Source organism: Glaesserella sp. (genome assembly GCF_041817755.1).
In the GTDB taxonomy this organism is placed as follows: Bacteria; Pseudomonadota; Gammaproteobacteria; order Enterobacterales; family Pasteurellaceae; genus Glaesserella.
Genome location: NZ_JBGYBX010000065.1, coordinates 18,517 through 36,497 on the forward strand (window position 1 = coordinate 18,517; position 17,981 = coordinate 36,497).

General features: G+C 42.5%; 24 protein-coding genes, 1 tRNA gene and 1 pseudogene. 12 read left to right on the forward strand and 14 right to left on the reverse strand.

The window, feature by feature from the left end:
• Positions 1 to 328 precede the first annotated feature (328 nt).
• The 8 genes and pseudogenes from ACEYKX_RS10200 to ACEYKX_RS10235 all read left to right on the forward strand — a co-directional run bounded on the left by ACEYKX_RS10200 (position 329) and on the right by ACEYKX_RS10235 (position 8,441).
• Positions 329 to 1,336: an iron ABC transporter substrate-binding protein gene (locus ACEYKX_RS10200; RefSeq protein WP_373766335.1), complete on the forward strand. Its 1,008-nt coding sequence runs from the start codon at positions 329 to 331 to the stop codon at positions 1,334 to 1,336.
• A gap of 16 nt (positions 1,337 to 1,352) precedes the next feature.
• Positions 1,353 to 2,342: a FecCD family ABC transporter permease gene (locus ACEYKX_RS10205; RefSeq protein WP_373766559.1), complete on the forward strand. Its 990-nt coding sequence runs from the start codon at positions 1,353 to 1,355 to the stop codon at positions 2,340 to 2,342.
• A pseudogene (locus ACEYKX_RS10210) lies at positions 2,339 to 3,103 on the forward strand (ABC transporter ATP-binding protein). The gene ACEYKX_RS10205 and the pseudogene ACEYKX_RS10210 overlap by 4 nt, the downstream one beginning before the upstream one ends.
• 1 nt (position 3,104) lies before the next feature.
• Entirely contained in the window at positions 3,105 to 3,905 is an 801-nt protein-coding gene (locus ACEYKX_RS10215) for a class I SAM-dependent methyltransferase (protein ID WP_373766336.1), read from the forward strand.
• A gap of 135 nt (positions 3,906 to 4,040) precedes the next feature.
• Positions 4,041 to 4,583: an adenine phosphoribosyltransferase gene (gene apt / locus ACEYKX_RS10220; RefSeq protein WP_373766337.1), complete on the forward strand. Its 543-nt coding sequence runs from the start codon at positions 4,041 to 4,043 to the stop codon at positions 4,581 to 4,583.
• A gap of 87 nt (positions 4,584 to 4,670) precedes the next feature.
• Entirely contained in the window at positions 4,671 to 6,683 is a 2,013-nt protein-coding gene (dnaX, locus tag ACEYKX_RS10225) for a DNA polymerase III subunit gamma/tau (RefSeq protein ID WP_373766338.1), read from the forward strand.
• 55 nt (positions 6,684 to 6,738) lie between these two features.
• Positions 6,739 to 7,635, forward strand: coding sequence for an ABC transporter ATP-binding protein (locus tag ACEYKX_RS10230; protein ID WP_373766339.1), 897 nt, complete (start codon positions 6,739 to 6,741; stop codon positions 7,633 to 7,635).
• Positions 7,636 to 7,685: 50 nt separating this feature from the next.
• Complete coding sequence (locus ACEYKX_RS10235) at positions 7,686 to 8,441, forward strand: ABC transporter permease (RefSeq protein WP_373766340.1); 756 nt, start codon at positions 7,686 to 7,688, stop codon at positions 8,439 to 8,441.
• A 42-nt stretch (positions 8,442 to 8,483) separates the two neighbouring features.
• Here the strand turns inward: ACEYKX_RS10235 and ACEYKX_RS10240 are convergent, their stop codons facing one another.
• Entirely contained in the window at positions 8,484 to 9,254 is a 771-nt protein-coding gene (locus tag ACEYKX_RS10240) for a TOBE domain-containing protein (protein WP_373766341.1), read from the reverse strand.
• Positions 9,255 to 9,442: 188 nt separating this feature from the next.
• Between ACEYKX_RS10240 and modA the strand changes: the two genes are divergently transcribed.
• From modA to ACEYKX_RS10260, 4 genes are all read left to right on the forward strand, one after another.
• Positions 9,443 to 10,201: a molybdate ABC transporter substrate-binding protein gene (modA, locus tag ACEYKX_RS10245; protein ID WP_373766342.1), complete on the forward strand. Its 759-nt coding sequence runs from the start codon at positions 9,443 to 9,445 to the stop codon at positions 10,199 to 10,201.
• A 286-nt stretch (positions 10,202 to 10,487) separates the two neighbouring features.
• Positions 10,488 to 11,195 (forward strand): molybdate ABC transporter permease subunit, encoded by a 708-nt coding sequence (modB, locus tag ACEYKX_RS10250; RefSeq protein WP_373766343.1) that lies wholly within the window; start codon positions 10,488 to 10,490, stop codon positions 11,193 to 11,195.
• A complete protein-coding gene (gene modC / locus ACEYKX_RS10255; RefSeq protein WP_373766344.1) occupies positions 11,195 to 12,262 on the forward strand; it encodes a molybdenum ABC transporter ATP-binding protein ModC in 1,068 nt (355 codons plus the stop codon). Before modB ends, modC begins: the two co-directional genes overlap by 1 nt.
• 83 nt (positions 12,263 to 12,345) lie before the next feature.
• Positions 12,346 to 12,422: transfer RNA gene (locus ACEYKX_RS10260), tRNA-Ile, on the forward strand.
• A gap of 71 nt (positions 12,423 to 12,493) precedes the next feature.
• On the opposite strand, the gene ACEYKX_RS10265 is transcribed toward ACEYKX_RS10260, so the two are convergent.
• The 13 genes from ACEYKX_RS10265 to ACEYKX_RS10325 all read right to left on the reverse strand — a co-directional run bounded on the left by ACEYKX_RS10265 (position 12,494) and on the right by ACEYKX_RS10325 (position 17,878).
• Entirely contained in the window at positions 12,494 to 13,474 is a 981-nt protein-coding gene (locus ACEYKX_RS10265; protein ID WP_373766560.1) for a tyrosine-type recombinase/integrase, read from the reverse strand.
• A complete protein-coding gene (locus ACEYKX_RS10270; RefSeq protein WP_373766345.1) occupies positions 13,375 to 13,713 on the reverse strand; it encodes a helix-turn-helix domain-containing protein in 339 nt (112 codons plus the stop codon). Before ACEYKX_RS10270 ends, ACEYKX_RS10265 begins: the two co-directional genes overlap by 100 nt.
• Before the next feature lie 141 nt (positions 13,714 to 13,854).
• Entirely contained in the window at positions 13,855 to 14,148 is a 294-nt protein-coding gene (locus tag ACEYKX_RS10275; RefSeq protein ID WP_373766346.1) for a hypothetical protein, read from the reverse strand.
• 51 nt (positions 14,149 to 14,199) lie between these two features.
• A complete protein-coding gene (locus ACEYKX_RS10280) occupies positions 14,200 to 14,376 on the reverse strand; it encodes a hypothetical protein (RefSeq protein ID WP_373766347.1) in 177 nt (58 codons plus the stop codon).
• A gap of 20 nt (positions 14,377 to 14,396) precedes the next feature.
• The gene (locus ACEYKX_RS10285) at positions 14,397 to 14,603 is read right to left on the reverse strand and encodes a hypothetical protein (protein ID WP_373766348.1); all 207 of its coding nucleotides are present in this window, start codon (positions 14,601 to 14,603) and stop codon (positions 14,397 to 14,399) included.
• 8 nt (positions 14,604 to 14,611) lie between these two features.
• The gene (locus ACEYKX_RS10290) at positions 14,612 to 14,854 is read right to left on the reverse strand and encodes a helix-turn-helix domain-containing protein (RefSeq protein ID WP_373766349.1); all 243 of its coding nucleotides are present in this window, start codon (positions 14,852 to 14,854) and stop codon (positions 14,612 to 14,614) included.
• The gene (locus ACEYKX_RS10295; RefSeq protein ID WP_373766350.1) at positions 14,844 to 15,416 is read right to left on the reverse strand and encodes a hypothetical protein; all 573 of its coding nucleotides are present in this window, start codon (positions 15,414 to 15,416) and stop codon (positions 14,844 to 14,846) included. Before ACEYKX_RS10295 ends, ACEYKX_RS10290 begins: the two co-directional genes overlap by 11 nt.
• A 163-nt stretch (positions 15,417 to 15,579) precedes the next feature.
• Positions 15,580 to 15,858 (reverse strand): DUF6378 domain-containing protein, encoded by a 279-nt coding sequence (locus ACEYKX_RS10300; protein WP_373766351.1) that lies wholly within the window; start codon positions 15,856 to 15,858, stop codon positions 15,580 to 15,582.
• Between the two features lie 63 nt (positions 15,859 to 15,921).
• On the reverse strand, positions 15,922 to 16,380 hold the full coding sequence (gene ssb, locus ACEYKX_RS10305) for a single-stranded DNA-binding protein (protein ID WP_373766352.1): 459 nt from the start codon (positions 16,378 to 16,380) through the stop codon (positions 15,922 to 15,924).
• The gene (locus tag ACEYKX_RS10310; protein WP_373766353.1) at positions 16,380 to 16,565 is read right to left on the reverse strand and encodes a hypothetical protein; all 186 of its coding nucleotides are present in this window, start codon (positions 16,563 to 16,565) and stop codon (positions 16,380 to 16,382) included. The genes ssb and ACEYKX_RS10310 overlap by 1 nt, the downstream gene beginning before the upstream one ends.
• Positions 16,566 to 16,573: 8 nt before the next feature.
• The gene (locus tag ACEYKX_RS10315) at positions 16,574 to 16,948 is read right to left on the reverse strand and encodes a YadA C-terminal domain-containing protein (RefSeq protein ID WP_373766354.1); all 375 of its coding nucleotides are present in this window, start codon (positions 16,946 to 16,948) and stop codon (positions 16,574 to 16,576) included.
• 17 nt (positions 16,949 to 16,965) lie between these two features.
• Positions 16,966 to 17,103 (reverse strand): hypothetical protein, encoded by a 138-nt coding sequence (locus ACEYKX_RS10320; RefSeq protein WP_373766355.1) that lies wholly within the window; start codon positions 17,101 to 17,103, stop codon positions 16,966 to 16,968.
• Between the two features lie 94 nt (positions 17,104 to 17,197).
• Positions 17,198 to 17,878, reverse strand: a complete 681-nt coding sequence (locus ACEYKX_RS10325) for an antA/AntB antirepressor family protein (protein ID WP_373780721.1) — start codon at positions 17,876 to 17,878, stop codon at positions 17,198 to 17,200.
• Positions 17,879 to 17,981 lie beyond the last annotated feature (103 nt).

Genomic DNA, 17,981 nt, shown 5'->3' on the forward strand with positions numbered 1-17,981 from the left:
TATCAGTGGCTTAGGGTAATACAATATATGGAGATGGGAGCCAGATATTCCTACATATTGTTAAAATTTAGGAGAACATTAAAGTTTGTTGATGTTTTTTGCTTGTAAAACATACTATTTTGTGCCTAGTACATAAAATGCGTACTAGGTTACGCATAGTTGAGTGGCTTTGTCACTCTAATTCTCAGCCCCAAAGGGGCTGAATTATGCGTAACCTGGTACGGCTCTGCCGTGCCAGGGGGGCAGAAAATCAAACCGCTTGTTGATTAATTTTTATCGCTATATAATCATAAATATAATGATTTTATCTTAATCACAGGAGCTAATTATGAAAAAATTCCTTTCCGCATTCGCTTTGTTGGCGTTTGTGACAAGTGGTGTGTCTGCTAATGAGCAGCCGATCAGTACCCATTTTGGCGATTTGCCTAAAGCTGAAAGCGTGCAAAAAATTATCAGTGCAGGTAATCCAAGTGATGTTGTGTTACTTGCTGTTGCCCCTGAAAAACTGGCTGGGTTTGCCGGCTTTAAAATGCAATCTTCAGCAGGAAAGTTATTTCCTGAGACGTTACAGAAATTAGAAACGCTAGGGAGAGTATCAGGTAAAAATAGTAGTTTATCGCCTGAAAAAATCGTAGCGTTATCCCCTGACTTGATTGTCGATGTGGGTAATGTGTCACCAAACTATCTTGATCAGGCAAAGAAAACTCAAGCTCACACTCAAGTGCCTTATGTTTTATTGGACGGTAAACTTGAACGTACCCCGGAACTGTTACGTGAATTAGGTAAAATCGTGGGACAAGCGAAACAAGCTGAAACCTTAGCAAAATATGCGGAAGAAACCTTAAAACAAGCGGTCGGTTCTGCGAAAAATATTGCAAAAACCGCTTATCTTGCACGGGGTGCCGATGGCTTGGAGACGGGCTTTAAAGGTTCAATCCATACGGAAGCGATGGAACTGGTCGGGTTGAAAAATGTGGCAGAAGGGGATCATAAAGGTTTAGCGAAAGTGTCAATGGAACAGCTTTTACAATGGAACCCTGACATCATTTTCACGCAATTTCCTGAATTTTATCAAACGATTTGGGATTCACCACAATGGCAAGCGCTCAATGCCGTGAAAAATAAGCAAGTCTATTTAATCCCACATCAACCTTTTGGTTGGTTGGACTCGCCACCAAGTTTAAATCGCTTGTTAGGTATGAAATGGCTACAACATCATTTGTCAGGCGGTGAACCGAAGGCATTTATTCCTGAGTTAAAAACCTTTTACAAGTTGTTTTATCATATTGATTTAACTGACGCACAGGCTAACGAATTATTACCGAAAGGTAGATAAATGTTCGGTTGAGATGATGTCCAAACGGTCGCTACTGGCATTCAGTTTGCTCTTATTACTGGCTATTTTGCTCTCGCTTAATCTCGGAAAGTATCCGATTTCGCCGACAGCAGTGTGGCAAGCGGTCGTTTGTGCTTTCTCTACCGAATGCGAAACAAACCAAGTTCAAACGGTATTATGGCATATTCGAGTGCCACGCATTATTGTTGCTTGCTTAGTCGGGGCTGCATTAGCTTGTGCCGGGGCAACCTATCAGGGGATGTTTAAAAACCCGTTGGTTTCCCCCGATATTCTAGGTGTATCGGCAGGGGCTGGTTTTGGGGCTTCGTTGGCGATTTTTTGCAATTTGCCGATGTGGTATGTGCAACTTTTTGCATTTATCGGCGGTATTAGTGCGGTATTGTTGGTAAGTGTAATTGCCAGTACTCATCGAGAGCGAGATCCTGTTCTTGTGCTTGTCCTATCGGGTATTGCAATCGGTTCATTACTAGGCGCAGGCATTTCGTTATTAAAAATCTTAGCAGACCCTTTCACCCAACTGCCGAGTATCACCTTTTGGTTGCTAGGCAGTTTAACAGCAGTCAATCTTGATGATGTACTGCAACTGACCCCATTGATATTGCTTGGCATATTGCCTATTTTTCTGCTTCGTTGGCGGTTGAATTTGCTTTCCCTTGATGAAGAAGAAGCACAAGCCCTTGGCGTGTCGGTCAAGCGTATTCGTTATTTGTTGATCATTTTCACCACACTTTGTACAGCAAGTGCAGTATCAATCACAGGGATCATCGGCTGGGTAGGATTAGTTGTGCCACACATTGCTCGATTGCTAGTGGGAGCTAATTTTACTCGTTTACTGCCCACATCGATTTTATTGGGAGCGAGTTCTCTCGTTATCACCGATACGCTTGCTCGTACCGTTGCTCAAATTGAAATTCCGTTAGGCATTTTGACTTCAATTTGTGGTGCGCCGTTTTTTCTCTATCTATTATTGAGAAAGTCACGATGAATTGGATACTGGAAACGAAAAACCTAACGATTGGCTATGCGGGTCAGCCTTTGATCTCGGGGATCGATTTTCGTCTAGGAACAAATGACATCTGCTGTGTGTTAGGGGCAAACGGAGCTGGGAAAAGTACCTTTTTACGCACGTTACTGGGTACTCAAGCAAAATTGCACGGGGAGATTTTCTTTGCAAACCAACCGCTTGTTACGTATTCACCGCAACAGTTAGCCCAACAAATTGCCTATGTGCCACAATCGCATCAAAGTTTATTTCCCTTTACGGTTGAAGAGATGGTTTTAATGGGGCGTTCGGCTTATCTCAAATGGTATCAAAGCCCTAGCCATAAAGATAAACAACTTGCTTTTAACGCATTGGAACAGCTAGATATTGTGCATTTGGCTCAACGTTACTATCCACAATTAAGCGGTGGCGAAAAACAGTTAGTGTTGATTGCCAGAGCCATTGCCCAGCAAGCCAAAATGTTGATTATGGACGAACCGACTTCAAGCCTTGATTTCGGTAATCAAATTCGTCTGCTGAACCAAATTAAACAGCTACATCAACAAAATATGGCATTACTGATCACCACACATCACCCACAGCACGCCGATTACCTTGCAGATAGTGTTGTGATTTAGATAAACAACATCAACCAGCTTTTCAACAAGGGGAAAAAAGCCGATATGCTTACCCTTCATCAATTAGCCAAAACCTATCGTATTGATACGGCGAGTTTGGCTCAACATTTACCTTTTAAGGAATAACATGAATTCATTCTACGACATTGATTTTGCTCAACTTTATAAACAACACCTGATTGCGTGTCGTTATCACGATGTTACCGCTGAGAAATGGGATAAAAAAGCAGTTAAGTTTGCTGAAACGTTTGTTGAAAAAGAGAGCAGTTATACCCGTCAATTTCTAGATAAAATGAAGATTGAACCAACAGATAGCGTATTGGATATTGGCTCAGGGCCGGGAACGCTTGCCATTCCCCTAGCCCGTTTATGCAAACAAGTTTACGCCTTAGATTTTAGCGAAGGTATGTTGCAATTATTGGCTCGTTATCAACAACAGCTAGGGCTATTTAATATTATCCCCATTCACAAATCGTGGAACGCTCCTTGGGATGATGTACCTCAGGCTGATATTGTGATCGCTTCTCGCTCAACGTTAGTGGCGGATCTTGACGAGATGATCGATAAATTATCGGCAAAAGCCAAAAAGCGAGTTTATCTTACCGCAATTACTCAGCCCCATTTTTTAGATAGCGGTATTTTTGATGCGATTGAACGTGATGCGTTAGGGTTTCCAACTTATATCTATCTGTTAAACCACCTTTATCAACGTGGTATTCAAGCGGAGCTTTCCTTCTTACAAGGTGCGGAAGGGGAATTTCAAGGAGAAACATACCAAGATCTGCAAAATGCCGTAGAGTTTTCTCTCGGAGCATTAACGGAATTAGAGCGACAAAAGTTGCAAGCGTTCTATCAGCAAAAACAGCAATCCCGACAAAAAATCAGCCACGGTCAAGCCCGTTGGGCGTTTGTTTCGTGGCAGGTGTAAAATATCGACAAATACAAGCGGTGTGATTTTGCAAATTTTTTGCAAGAACGCACCGCTTGTAGCATTTTTTCCTTGTAATTCACGTAAATTTTGCTACATTCCGCAGGTTATTTTTCTTGTTTTAAAGGTCAAAAAATGAGCCAACAACTTGAGTTAATCAAATCTTCAATTAAATCTATTCCTGACTATCCAAAAGCAGGTATTATCTTCCGTGATATTACCTCTTTATTAGAAGTACCGGCCGCATTCCAAGCCACTATTGATGCGATCGTCGCGGAATTCAAAGGCAAAGGTATTACCAAAATCGTCGGTACGGAATCGCGCGGTTTTATCTTCGGTGCCCCCGTCGCTTTGGCGTTAGGTGTGCCGTTTGTATTAGTGCGTAAACCGAAAAAGTTACCGCGTGCGGTGATTTCGCAATCTTATTCTTTAGAATATGGCGAAGATACTTTAGAGATCCACACCGATTCAGTTCAAACCGGCGATAATGTTTTGATTATTGACGACTTGCTCGCTACCGGCGGTACGGTTGAAGCCACGGCGAAATTAATTCGTCGCTTAGGCGGTAACGTTGAACATGCGGCGTTTGTGATTTGGTTGCCTGATCTTGGCGGTAAAGAACGCTTAGCAAAAGCCGGTGTCAATTCTTATACATTAGTGAGCTTTGAAGGTCACTAATCTTATATTTCCCCCTTTGTAATTCTCTCCTTTGTAAAAGGGGGCTAAGGGGGATTTCAAGAGCTACGCAACATCTAAAGAGGTCAAATGTCCTATCAAGTTCTGGCACGCAAATGGCGACCACAGCGATTTAGTGAAGTGGTCGGGCAACAACACGTTTTATCCGCTCTCGAAAATGGTTTGCGAGAAGGGCGGTTGCATCACGCTTATCTTTTTTCAGGAACACGTGGCGTGGGGAAAACGTCGATTGCTCGTCTGTTTGCAAAAGGCTTGAACTGTGAAACGGGGATCAGTGCTGATCCCTGTGGTCAATGTGCGAACTGTAAAGCGATTGAAGAAGGGCGATTTATCGATCTGATTGAGATCGACGCCGCTTCACGCACAAAGGTCGAAGATACTCGTGAATTGCTCGATAATGTGCAATATAAACCAACCGTTGGGCGCTTTAAGGTCTATTTGATTGACGAAGTGCATATGCTCTCTCGCCACAGCTTCAATGCGTTATTAAAAACCCTTGAAGAACCGCCGGAATATGTCAAATTCTTGCTTGCGACCACTGATCCTCAAAAACTGCCGATCACCATTCTTTCCCGTTGTATGCAGTTCCATTTGCGTGCGTTAGAACAATCGCAAATTCAGCAACACCTTGAATTTATTTTAAATCAAGAGCAAATTCCCTATGAATTGTCGGCTCTTGCCAAACTGGCAAAAGCGGCACAAGGCAGTATTCGGGATTCATTGAGCTTAACCGATCAAGCGATTGCAGTCAGTAATGCGAATATTACCTTACCGATTGTGAGCCAAATGCTCGGCTTAATTGACGATCATCAGCCGTTAGAATTGGTTCAAGCCCTTGCGAATGCAGACGGTGAAAAAGCAATGGCAGTAATTCAGTCCGTGGCGGAAAAAGGTGTCGATTGGCAACAACTGTTAAGCGATACCGCAGAAACCTTACATCAAATTGCGATGTTGCAGTTGTTAAAACACGTTCATCAAGAAGAAACCCCTCTACACTTTTTAGCAAAACAAATTTCACCGGAAGATGTGCAGTTTTTCTATCAACTTATGCTTAGCGGTAAAAAAGAGTTGCCTTTTGCGCCGGAACAACGTGCCGGTGTGGAGATGACCATACTGCGCGCCTTGGCATTCCATCCGAAGCATATTGAATCGCCTGTCTCATCAGCACGGATTCAACCGTCGGAGCCTCAACCGACAACGAATACCCAACAGAATATTGCGCAATTACGCGAACGGTTGGCACAAAATCACACAGCGGCAGCCACAGCACAAGCGGTCGGTTCCGAGCAAAAATTTGCAACATCACAGGATATTCCGTCGCCCGTGACCGCAACACCGCCAGATGTATCGATGTCATCAGCATTGATGGCGATGAATGCGCGTAAACAGCTGAAAGAAAAGCAAGCCGCTCATGCGGAGACGGAAAAAAAAAAGTCTGAGCCGATAGCCCCGCCTTTGGCGAAAGCGCCGAAGCAAGATTTGCAACAACGTTTTGCCGGTTTGGCAATGGCACAAGTCGAGCAGGCGGTTGCACCGAAGCCGGAGCAAACCAAGGCCACGCAAAACAATGAAGATTACCGTTGGACATGGCTGAATCCTGAACTGGAAAATCAAGCCGAATCGGCGAAGCCCTCCGATATTAAGCAAGCCATTTTACAAGAACGCACCCCGGAGCTGGTGAAAAAAACGATCGATCTTTCCTGTAAACAAGACGAATGGTGCCGCATCGTTAACGGATTAAAATTAGGCGGACTTTCCCGTCAATTGGCATTAAACAGTTACTTAAACGGACGGCAGGGGGAGCAGTTGCAATTGGTGCTGAAACCGTCAATGGTACATTTGAATAATGAAGAATCACGCAACAGCTTGGCTGAAGCATTAAAAGAGCAAGGGTTGAGTTATGCATTGACTGTTGGTGAAGATACCACACGCAAAACGCCGTTGGAATTGCGTCGTGCAATTTTTGAAGATCTCACCTTAGCCGCCAAGCAAGCGTTGCAGGCAGATGAAAAACTGAAGCTGTTGTGTCAAACATTTGATGCCGAAATGGATGAATCCACCATTAGAGCCGTGGCGGAATAGAAAACGTGATGATTTGCAAAAAAATAAGACGATCCGACCGCTTGTGAGAGAAACAATGAACGCATTAGAAATAAAAAATTTGGTTAAACAGTATGCAACGGGCGTACAAGCGGTAAAAGGTATCGATTTAACCGTCAAGCAGGGCGATTTTTACGCGCTACTCGGACACAACGGTGCAGGTAAATCAACAACCATTGGGATCATTTGCTCCTTAGTGAATAAGACAAGCGGCTCGGTGAAAGTGTTCGGCTATGACTTGGATACACAAAAGATTGAACTTAAACAACAAATCGGCTTAGTCCCGCAAGAATTCAACTTTAATCAATTTGAAAAGGTGATTGATGTTGTGGTGAATCAGGCGGGGTTTTACGGTGTCAGTCGCGGTAAAGCGCTGGAACAAGCCGAATATTGGCTGAAAAAACTCGATTTATGGGAAAAACGTGATCATTACACCCGCGAATTGTCGGGCGGAATGAAACGTCGGGTTATGATTGCCCGCGCCTTAATGCATAACCCAAAACTATTGATTTTAGATGAGCCTACCGCCGGTGTGGATATAGAACTTCGCCGTAGCATGTGGGATTTTTTACGGGAATTGAATCAACAAGGAACGACGATTATTCTGACGACGCACTATTTGGAAGAAGCAGAGAGCCTGTGTCGCCATATCGGCATTATCCAACAAGGGCAGTTGATTGAGAATACCTCGATGAAAGCGTTACTTGCCAAACTCGAAACGGAAACGTTTTTGCTGGATTTAAGCGAAAACCGACCGCTTGTCATTGACGATTATCCGTTTAAATGGGTGGATGAAAGCACGATTGAGGTGGAGGTGAAGCGTCACCAAGGGCTAAACAACTTGTTCCGTCAGCTCAGCGAACAACGGATTGACGTACTCAGTATGCGTAATAAATCCAACCGTTTGGAAGAGTTGTTTATGCAGTTAAGATAGTCAATGTCGGGCGGATCATCTTCTGACAAATGAATCAAAGAATAAGCACTATGATTGGATTTTTAACCCTCGCAATTAAAGAAACAAAGCGTATATTTCGAATTTGGCGACAGACGTTAGTGCCGCCGATTATCACCACTACGTTATATTTTCTGATTTTCGGTAAGCTTGTCGGCAGCCGTATCGGGGATATGCACGGGGTCAGTTATATTCAATTTATTGCACCGGGATTGATTATGATGTCGGCGATTACAGCGGCATATACAAATACGGCATCGTCCTTCTTTTTAAGTAAATTCGTTCGTAATATTGAAGAATTATTAGTCTCGCCATTGTCGACTCATACCATTATTTGGGGATTTGTGTCGGGCAGTATTGCCCGAGGCGGTCTGGTCGCAATATTGGTGACGGCGGTCACGCTTTGTTTCGTCTCTTTTGATATCCACTCTTGGAGTGTGATTATCGCCACGATATTGCTGACGACCATTGCGTTCGGATTAGGCGGCGTGATTAATGCGGTGTTTGCCAAAACGTTTGACGACATCGGCATTATCCCGACTTTCGTCCTGACGCCGCTCACTTATTTGGGCGGGGTGTTTTACTCCGTTACCTTGTTACCCCCGTTTTGGCAAAGCGTTTCACAGTTCAATCCGATTGTGTATATGATCAGCGGCTTTCGCTACGGCTTTCTGGGGATTAGTGACGTGTCGATTTATTATACTTTCGGCGTTCTCTCGATATTGATCGTTGTCCTTTATGCTTGGGCGTATTCATTGATTGAACGCGGTGTCGGATTAAGAAGCTGACATTTCAAGGGGCAACCTCACGCTGCCCCTGATTTTTGCTTATCATAACGTAAAGAGCACAATTTGTTCGGGATCAATCGAGATCCAAATCGGTTCGTTCAAGACCACTTTTTCCTCCTTCATTGCCGTGGCATAACAGGTCATCCCATCGGAGAGCGTTAACGTCACTTCTTTAAACTCACCTTGATCGTCAATCCGCTCAATTTGTGCCGTAAATGTATTGGGTAATCCGGGATGATGCGAATGCAGTTTTATCCAAGGCGCTTTAATCATTAAGATGACTTCTTTACCGATAGTTAATTTCAAGCGCGTTGCACTTTGTGCCGTAATACAAGCGGTCAGTTTTTGTGAGAAATTTGCAAATTCAATATCAACATAACAATGAATGTCTTCCACGGTTAACTTACTTACCGTACCGAAAAACTGATTTCGGGCGCTGCTTTGCAACGAAAATTTTGCGGTTGCCGTCAGCAGGCTGTCTAACGGGATACTCTCATCTTGCAAAATATGGAAGGCTTTTTCCTGAGTTTGTTCGAGTAGCTCATAAAGCCGAAGTAAACGTTCGGCGTAAGGCGTTAATACCGTACCGCCGCCGTTTTTCCCACCCGTATTACGTTCCAGCAGCGGTTTGGGACTGATGGCGTTCATTGCTTCCAAGTGGTCCCAAGCGCTTTTGTAACTTACCTTGGCGTTTTTTGCCGCTTGATTAATCGAACCGCATTGTTGAATTGCTTTAAGCAAGGTAATCCGTTTAGGATCGACAAAAAGCTGTTGATGAAGCTTAATGGTCAGCAGAATTTCCGTGTTGAGCATAAATACTCCCAATACATAAAAATAAGTAGAATTATCTATCGTTATTCAAATAAATGAAAAGGAATTTTTTGTATAGATTTTTAGTGGATACTCATTATATAATTTTATATATAGAGGGCGCTTTATGGCTCCTAAATATAAAACAACATTGAATCCAACATTTTCAACCGCATAAGAGGGGAAAACTTATGAAAAAAACGTTTGCGAAACTCGCATTAACAACGGCTTTAGCTTTAGGTGCAACGTCAGCCTTTGCAGAAAATATCACCGTTTTCGCGGCGGCATCCATGACGAATGTCTTACAACAAATCGGTGATGAGTATAAAAAAGTGCATCCTGAAGATACGTTAACCTTCTCTTTCGCAGGTTCATCTACCCTTGCAAAGCAGATTGAACAAGATGCGCCGGCGGATCTTTTCATTTCAGCCGACCAAAAATGGATGGATTATGTGGCGGAAAAATTACCGAACAAAACCAAAAATATCACCGTATTAGCACAAAATGAACTCGTTTTAATTGCGCCTACGGATAGTAAAATCAAAGTCGCAAGTATTAAAGACATCAATTTCAAAAATACGATCGGCGACAGCTATTTAGCGGTTGGTGATGACAATGTCCCTGTCGGTCGCTATGCAAAATCTGCGCTAGAATATTTGGGCGTTTGGGGAGATGTAGAAAACCGTTTATCCAAAGCAAAAGATGTTCGTGCGGTACTTTCTTATATTGAACGTGGCGAATTACCGTTAGGGATTGTTTATTCAACGGATGCCAAAGTGTCGGATAAAGTTAAAGTGGTTGTGACTTTCCCACAAGAAAGCTACGGAAAAGTCGTCTATCCGGCGGCAACCTTAAGCGACAAAACGGAAGCAAAACGTTTCTTAGATTACCTTTCCAGTCCGACAGCAAAAGAGGCATTGGAAAAAGCAGGATTTAAACCGGCAAACTAATTGTGAGTAGAAAAAAGATGGCGCTCGTTTCTAACGAGTGCCTAAAATAAAAAATTGATAAATACACAGCACACGTTAAAAACGTGCGCTATCGATTAATCTAAAATCCCGAAGGTGACGTCTGTTTCTAACGAGTACCTAAAATAAAAAGTGATAAATACACAGTACAGGTTGAAAACGTACGCTATCGGTTAACCTAAAATAAAATATTGATAAATATACGGCATACATTGAAAATGTGCACTATCAGAGATGTAAAAATCAGGATTTAAAGTAACAGATTAAAATGCCCTTTTTCGATTTCTCCCAACAAGAACTTAATGCCATCTATTTAAGCCTTAAAATTGCAAGTGTCGCTGTCTTGTTTGCGCTGCCTTTTGCGATTGCATCCGCTTGGTTACTCGCACGCAAAGAATTTTGGGGTAAAAATTTATTTAACGGCATTATTCACTTGCCTTTAGTGCTTCCGCCTGTGGTAATCGGCTATCTTTTACTCATTTTAATGGCAAAAAAAGGCGCTATCGGGCAATATTTATGGGAATGGTTTAACTTTTCTTTCAGTTTTTCATGGAAAGGAGCGGTTTTAGCCTCTATGGTCATGGCATTTCCACTGATGGTTCGCTCTATTCGGTTAGCGTTTGATGCGATTGATCCAAAGTTGGAACAAGCCGCAAGAACTTTAGGCGCAAGCCCGCTCAAAGTCTTTTTCACCCTAAATCTGCCGCTCTCTTTTTCAGGGATTGTGGCAGGTGCAGTACTCGGTTTTGCCCGTTCACTCGGTGAGTTTGGTGCAACCATTACCTTTGTGTCGAATATTCCTAACCAGACTCAAACTATTCCGGCCGCACTCTATACCTTTATTGAAACCCCTGACGGTGAAATGGCGGCGGCTCGGTTATGTTTGATTGCAATCGCTATTTCATTGATTGCACTCTTCTTTTCAGAATTATTAGCTCAACGCCAACAACGTTTCCAAAAAGGAAGGGAGAATTGATGTCAACACAAACACTTCATATCGATGTTACACATCAATTCGGCGATCTCCGTTTAAACGTTCAAGCCGATATTCCCGCCAAAGGGGTAACGGCGATTTTCGGGCGTTCTGGTGCAGGGAAATCCAGCTTAATCAACCTTGTTGCAGGTTTAACAAAGCTTCATCAAGGCAAAATCATACTAAACGGAAGAACCTTATTTGATGCGGAAAAGCGTATCAATCTACCGCCTGAAAAACGCAAAGTCGGCTATGTATTCCAAGAGCATCGGCTCTTTCCCCATTATCGTGTGGAAGGCAACTTAAAATACGGTTGCAAGCGGTTAGATCAGGCAAAATTTTTGCAATTAGTCGAATTGCTCGGTATTTCTCACTTACTTAATCGTTTTCCAATTAGCTTATCAGGCGGTGAAAAACAGCGTGTGGCCATCGGCAGAGCGTTACTCAGCGAACCGGATATTTTGTTGATGGACGAACCCTTGTCAGCACTTGATCTACCACGTAAAAACGAATTAATGGAATACTTAGGCAAACTAGCTAAAAATCTCGATATCCCGATTTTATATGTTAGCCACAGCCTAGATGAAGTGGTGAGATTGGCAGACAATTTATTGCTATTGGAAAACGGCAAAGTGGTGGCATTTGATAAAACGGTCAAAGTGTGGCACAGCCCTGAATTTGCGGCTTGGCAACCGGATGTACAACGTCTCAGCTTGCTTGAATTACCCATCGTACAACAGCAAACGGATTACAATATGCAAGCCTTGGCAATCGGAGAGCAACGGATTTGGATCAACCAACAGCCCCGTTACCAACTCGGTGATACCGTACGGATTACTATCGGCAGTAAAGATGTCTCTATTACATTAGTTCAGCCCGAAAAAAGTTCTATCCGCAATATTCTACAAGGCAATATTTGCAAAATAGTGAAACAATCTGACCGCTATGATCTTGCCGTACAGGTCGCCGAGCAGGAAATTTGGGCAAGTATCAGCCTATGGTCTTTCGATGAATTGGCGTTGCAACTAGGACAATCGGTTTATCTGCAAATTAAATCCGTATCGATTTAGCTTGTTTTTTCAGCTGATAATTTGTGATACCTAGCTTTAATGCGATATTTTCTCTATAATGTTGCCCGTTTCATGTCAAATATCCCCCCTTAGCTCAGTCGGTCAGAGCAGGCGACTCATAATCGCTTGGTCACTGGTTCAAGTCCGGTAGGGGGGACCAAATTTCCCCTTATTTTTCAAGCGTCTATAACTTTTAAAAGTTTCAAAATACTTGCAATTTTTACGATGTGCCTAAAATGTGACTGCGTCGGCATGGTCGATCATATGGTCCGCATTAAGGTGAGCATATTTTCTAACCATCTCTAAGGTTTCCCACCCTCCCATTTCTTTCAGGGTAAACAGTGGAGTGCCTGCTTGTACGTGCCAGCTTGCCCAAGTGTGCCTTAAATCATGGAAATGTAGGTGTTCGGCATCTATTTTTTTAGCCGCTTGGGCGAAATCTCGTCGGTCTATGTCATTAATTTTATGTCGTGTGGAGGTGCGAACAAAAACATATTCTTCAGAAGACTTCATGTTGTATAATGATTTTAGCAAGGCTATTGCGTCTTTGTTAAGGGGTAGCGATCGTGATTTTCCTGATTTTGCCTTATCATTTGTCACGATCGCAATTCTCTTTTCAAAATGTATCTTATCCCACGTCAATGTGAGAATTTCGCTCATTCTTGCGCCTGTCATTAATGCAAAAGAGCATATCTGTTTCATCCATTCAAGATTCAATCCTTGGATAAGTAAATTAGCTTGATCTTTGGTTATCCAACTAATTCTGACTTTGGCTTCTTGATTTCTTGGTATGAATGGGATTTTTTCTATCCATCCGGATTTATAGGCTAAAGAGAGGATTCGTAATAAACTTGAGCGGTAGCGATTTTGCGTCGCCGGTGTAATGCGTTTGAGTCCGTTCTTGCTATACATTGGCAACGACTTAATCAATTCATCACTTGTTAAAGAGCTTAATGTGCGTCCGCCAAATTTCTCTCTGAAATAGATGGCATGCGCTTTCTTGGTATCAAGCCTTTTGGCTCCTTCCCCATCTTTTAAAAACAGCAGTAATGCTTCTTCAAAATAACGTTCGGTCGGCTTGGCTAACACTTCTGTATCCCACAATTGCGCTTTTATCTTGTCGTGGAATTCTTGTGCTTGTTTTTTGACACTGGTTTTAGTAGAGCGTCTAACTCTCTGCCCACTTGGTGTTGTGATATCAATCCACCATATGGGGCTGTTTTGTCTTTTGTAGATTGGCATAAAGTATCCTTATTGGTACAACCTACAAGATCAACCCGTAGGCTATTATTAAATCGTTTTTTTATCCGATCAAGATCATTTTTATTTATACGCCACACTCTCGAGCCGGGCATTTTGAAAAATCCCCACTCAATAGCGTGGCTACGGATGGTGTTTTGAGCAAGGTTTAAATATTTCGCCACTTGTTTAATGCTGAGTGTTTTTTCCATTTTGCCTCCAATAAAAAACCCTAGACGGCGCTAGGGTTGTTTCATAAATAATAGCCAGTGGGTTTTGGCGGCTTTACCTGATTTCTTATAATCATTGTGTTATGTTGTATATTGATTTGTTTTTGGTTGGGGCAAATTAAGTTATAAATTAATATCAGCACCGACAATGTAGCTAAACCAAAGCAACTCATTTGACGCATCGTAAAATGATTTACTGATTTTTAAATGGGTTCTGTTTCTTTGTATAAACCCCTTAGCTTCCCACTGGTCTAAAATCTCAAACTCTTCCTTGTTGACTCTTGCGCGCTCTATGCTGGACGCATTCATTACACAATATAAAACATAAGGTATTAAACGTAACTCTTTTTGGGTTATCTCATACCCTAACAAGTCTTGTGATTTTTGTTTAATTTGCTCTGTAAGTTGTCCTCTCATTCTCTTATCCTCTGATTTTTTAATTAAAAAGCCAACGTTTGTGGGCTGTGGTTATTTTGTTGATTGTTTTTGGTGGATATGTAAGTAAATATTTCCTTTATCTTCGATAGCAAAGAAAATTGCCAGTAATGTACTAATTACACCGTATAGCAAATTTACCGTGGTAAACAAACTTGCGACCATCGTTATAATCGTTGATAAAATCAAAAGTTTTTTGCTTAATTCCATTGGGTTTTCCTTGTGGTTAGCTATTTTGTTGTCGGCGGTGAGAGTGGTTGCCAGTGAGTAATATCTTTTACATCAACAGCTAAAAATAAGTTGTGCCTTACCACGCATTCTTGACCAGCTCTCCATAAAATTTCGACATCTCCCGTTTTGGTGTAAGCCATAAAATAACTATTTTTTGGCAAAGGCTCGTTTTTAACACTAATCCAACCGTTGTTTTCATTAGTCATCTTTTACTTTACTCCAAAATCTTATCCATCAATTCCTCGAATTTATTCGGATTATATGGATTACTCTTATAATCTTTACCTGCTAAATAACAAGCAATTTTATTCAACTGCTCATCACTTGGTTGAGTACGTCCACATTCAACTCCTGACAATTCAGCCGTTCCCATATCAATTTGATTTGCCATATCGTACAGAGTGACACCTGTCAGCACTCTGAACCGGCGAATGACTTTACCTAAATCAGTTAGCATTATTCACCGCCTTATCAAATTCTCTTGTTGCCCAAGCTATCGCTTGAACGCACCAAGTAAAGCTCTTATTTAATACAGTAAAATCCCCCATATTCACTTCATCGAAAACGCTTTTTGCCTTATCTTCTAATGAGTAAAGCCAGTGTTCTACTTCGTGCTCTGATTCAAAATCAATGTTTTCTAACGATTCATAGAGTTCTTGTGCTAAATCAAAATCCGCATATTCGTGGATTGTTCTGCGAATTTCTTGTTCTGCTACAACTGAATCGTATTTCTGAACTGGATATACAGTATCTTGAGCAATGACTTTCTCGATGAGATAGTTCGTATTTAATGCACTTTCTCCGAGGAAGAAGTTATAAGGATTTAACAAGTAACCAAATACATAATGCCCCATATCACCAGTGATAATTACCTTGTTATCCGCGTAAATAACAGTAAACGACATAGCTGTAGTATTGGAGTTTGCCATTTTGAAACATTTAACTGTTTCTGAATTTTCAAGAATAGTAAGTTGATGTTTTTGAATACTGTTTGAAAATGATTGGGTAAAATCTTTCATTCTTTCTCTCCCTAAAATAACAAAACCGCACTAGGCGGTTTATCTGCGGTTGTTTCTCATTGCGTTAAGCCATGTTTTGACATCATCTTTTGTCTCAAATACCAATCCTTCTTCCAGCCTGTGTTAGACTCTTTCCACATACCTTGTTTATCTTGCTCTGAAATCATTTTGTTTCTCCTTCATTCTCAACACACAAATTCAACCGCCCGCCCAAGTGAGCATAGTTGGCTAAATCGACCCAATGGTCGGCGAAGTGACTGTTACCGCCTAAAATGCGAGTCACTTTTGCCATTATCATAGTTAATGCATAGTGTTGGCAGTTGTCGATTTGGTTATGCCGCCAAGCGGTTTCGACGGGTTTAACCAGTTGCGCAAAGATTTGCGATCCTTGAATAAAATCGCCGTGGGTGGCGGCTCGTTCCGTAATGAGTTCTGTTGTCATAATTTTTCCTTTGATTGATTGTTAGGTAATAAAAAGCCACTAACTTGTGGCTTGAGGTTGCGGTTAAAACGGAATATCATCATCAAAATCCCGCTGTTCCTCTTCGCTTAAAATCTCTTGCTGTTGGGCGGGTTTAGATTGGGGTTTCGGTTTGCCTTGGGGCTCTTGCGCCCAGTTGTTACCGCTCTCTTTGCTGTCGAGCATTTCGAGCTTGTCGGCGATGATTTCGGTACTATAGCGGTCTTGTCTGTTTTGGTCTTGCCATTTACGGGTACGAAGTTTGCCTTCGATATAGACTTTCGATCCTTTCTTCAAGTATTTACCGAAAATCTCGGCGAGTTGGCGAAAGGCTATCACGGTGTGCCATTCGACTTGTTCGCACTTATCGCCTGTATTTTTATCGGTCCAACTTTCGCTTGTAGCGACACTGATTTTTGCCACGGGGTCGCCGTTTGGCATTGTTCGCATTTCGGGGGCGTTGCCGAGCCGTCCGATGATGATGACTTTATTGATGCCTGCCATTATCGATTCTCCTGTTCAAATTCCGCCTTGCAATATTGACCATTGTTATCCACTATCCAAGTACGGTTATTTTGCTCGCACTTGTATTGCTCGATCTTGATATGGTCGTCATAGTCCATGCGACCGACGATACCCAACATCAGCACGACAGCGACAAGCGGTACGATTTGTTTAATTATTTGCATAGTTCACCCTACCACTGAAAGTTATAACCCAACCCACCGCCAAGACCGCCGGTGGAATCCATTGACACCGACAAACGGACGGCACCGTTTGTACCGAGCTGTGTCGCATAACCGATAGCAACCGCTTGTTCTCTGCGATAAGCACCGATACCGACGCCGACCGAATCCAAATATCCTTCCACCGAACTTAACGCATGAGCGGTTGCGCCGCTTGCTTGCGCCTGCCGATTTACTTGGCGGACATATTTTTCCGCCTTGGCGTAGACTTTATCGATTCGGGTATTGATTTTATTGATTTGCTGCTGTGCCTGCGCTGCAATATTGGTGTTGGCGTTAGCCGTGCCGGCAAGCAATACGATAAGTAACAGTGATTGGGTTTTCATAGGTTTTCCTTAGGCGGTTATTTGTTGTTAAACAGTTTGGTAATTTTTTTCACCAGTTTTTGCTTACGCTCTTTGGTGGCGGCTTCGGTTTTAATCACCTTAGCCCAGTGTGCGTTGAGCTTTTCCCGGCATCGGGTGAGTTGTTGTTCTGTCATTTCGTATCCTTTTTAATCAATTTGCCGAAGTTTGGGTGTAACAATCCGCCGCCTGATGTTTCACAAGCGGTCGGATTGGGTGAATTTTTTGCAATTAAATGCGGGCGATAGCCCCTAAGCCTGTGGGTTTGTAATTCCGCAATGTTTGTAGGGCTTTGTGGTAGTGCGCTTCCTCTCGAGGATCGACATCAAATTCCGCCAATAATGGTTCGAGTATCCGTTTCATGACCCCCAAGGTCCGTTGATATTCGGAGGCGTGCGTATAAGCGGTTACGCCATGACGAGAACCGAGCATTTCTAAAGGTTGATGGATTTGCTTCAGAAGATCGATGGTGTTGTAGAGGGCGAACCACATTGATGCCAAGCGTAACCATTGTTCTTCGGTTAATTCTTTGGCGTATTTTTTCTTCCGTAATGAAAGCGGTAATTGTTCATCCGGCAAGGCAAGTTGTTGCGGTTGGTTTGCTCTACGTTCGCACTCGATGAAGTATTTGCGGATTTGTCGTCCTTTTTCGTTGCGTTCGACCATTGCGAGTTCTTTTCCCATATCAAGTGTGATGTGGTATTCCTTGCGTGGTCTGCCGTTGGTGCGTTCGTGAACGATGATGTAGTCTTCATCTTGGATAAAGCCGTAGTCTGATATGCGGTCTGAAATCCAATGCCCGAATTGACTTTTTACTTCTAAGAATGTGTGTAGCTCACGAGCGTTAGCAAGTTGAACTTGTTGATTTGCGATTTGACCGTTGAAAACAGTGATTAGATTTGAATTTGTCATTTTGAGTTACCGTAATTAAGTTTTTAAAACTCACCACGAGCAACGCCAATTACTGGTGGTGAACTGATCAAGGTTGGCGTACCGTCTTACGGTGTAAACGGCG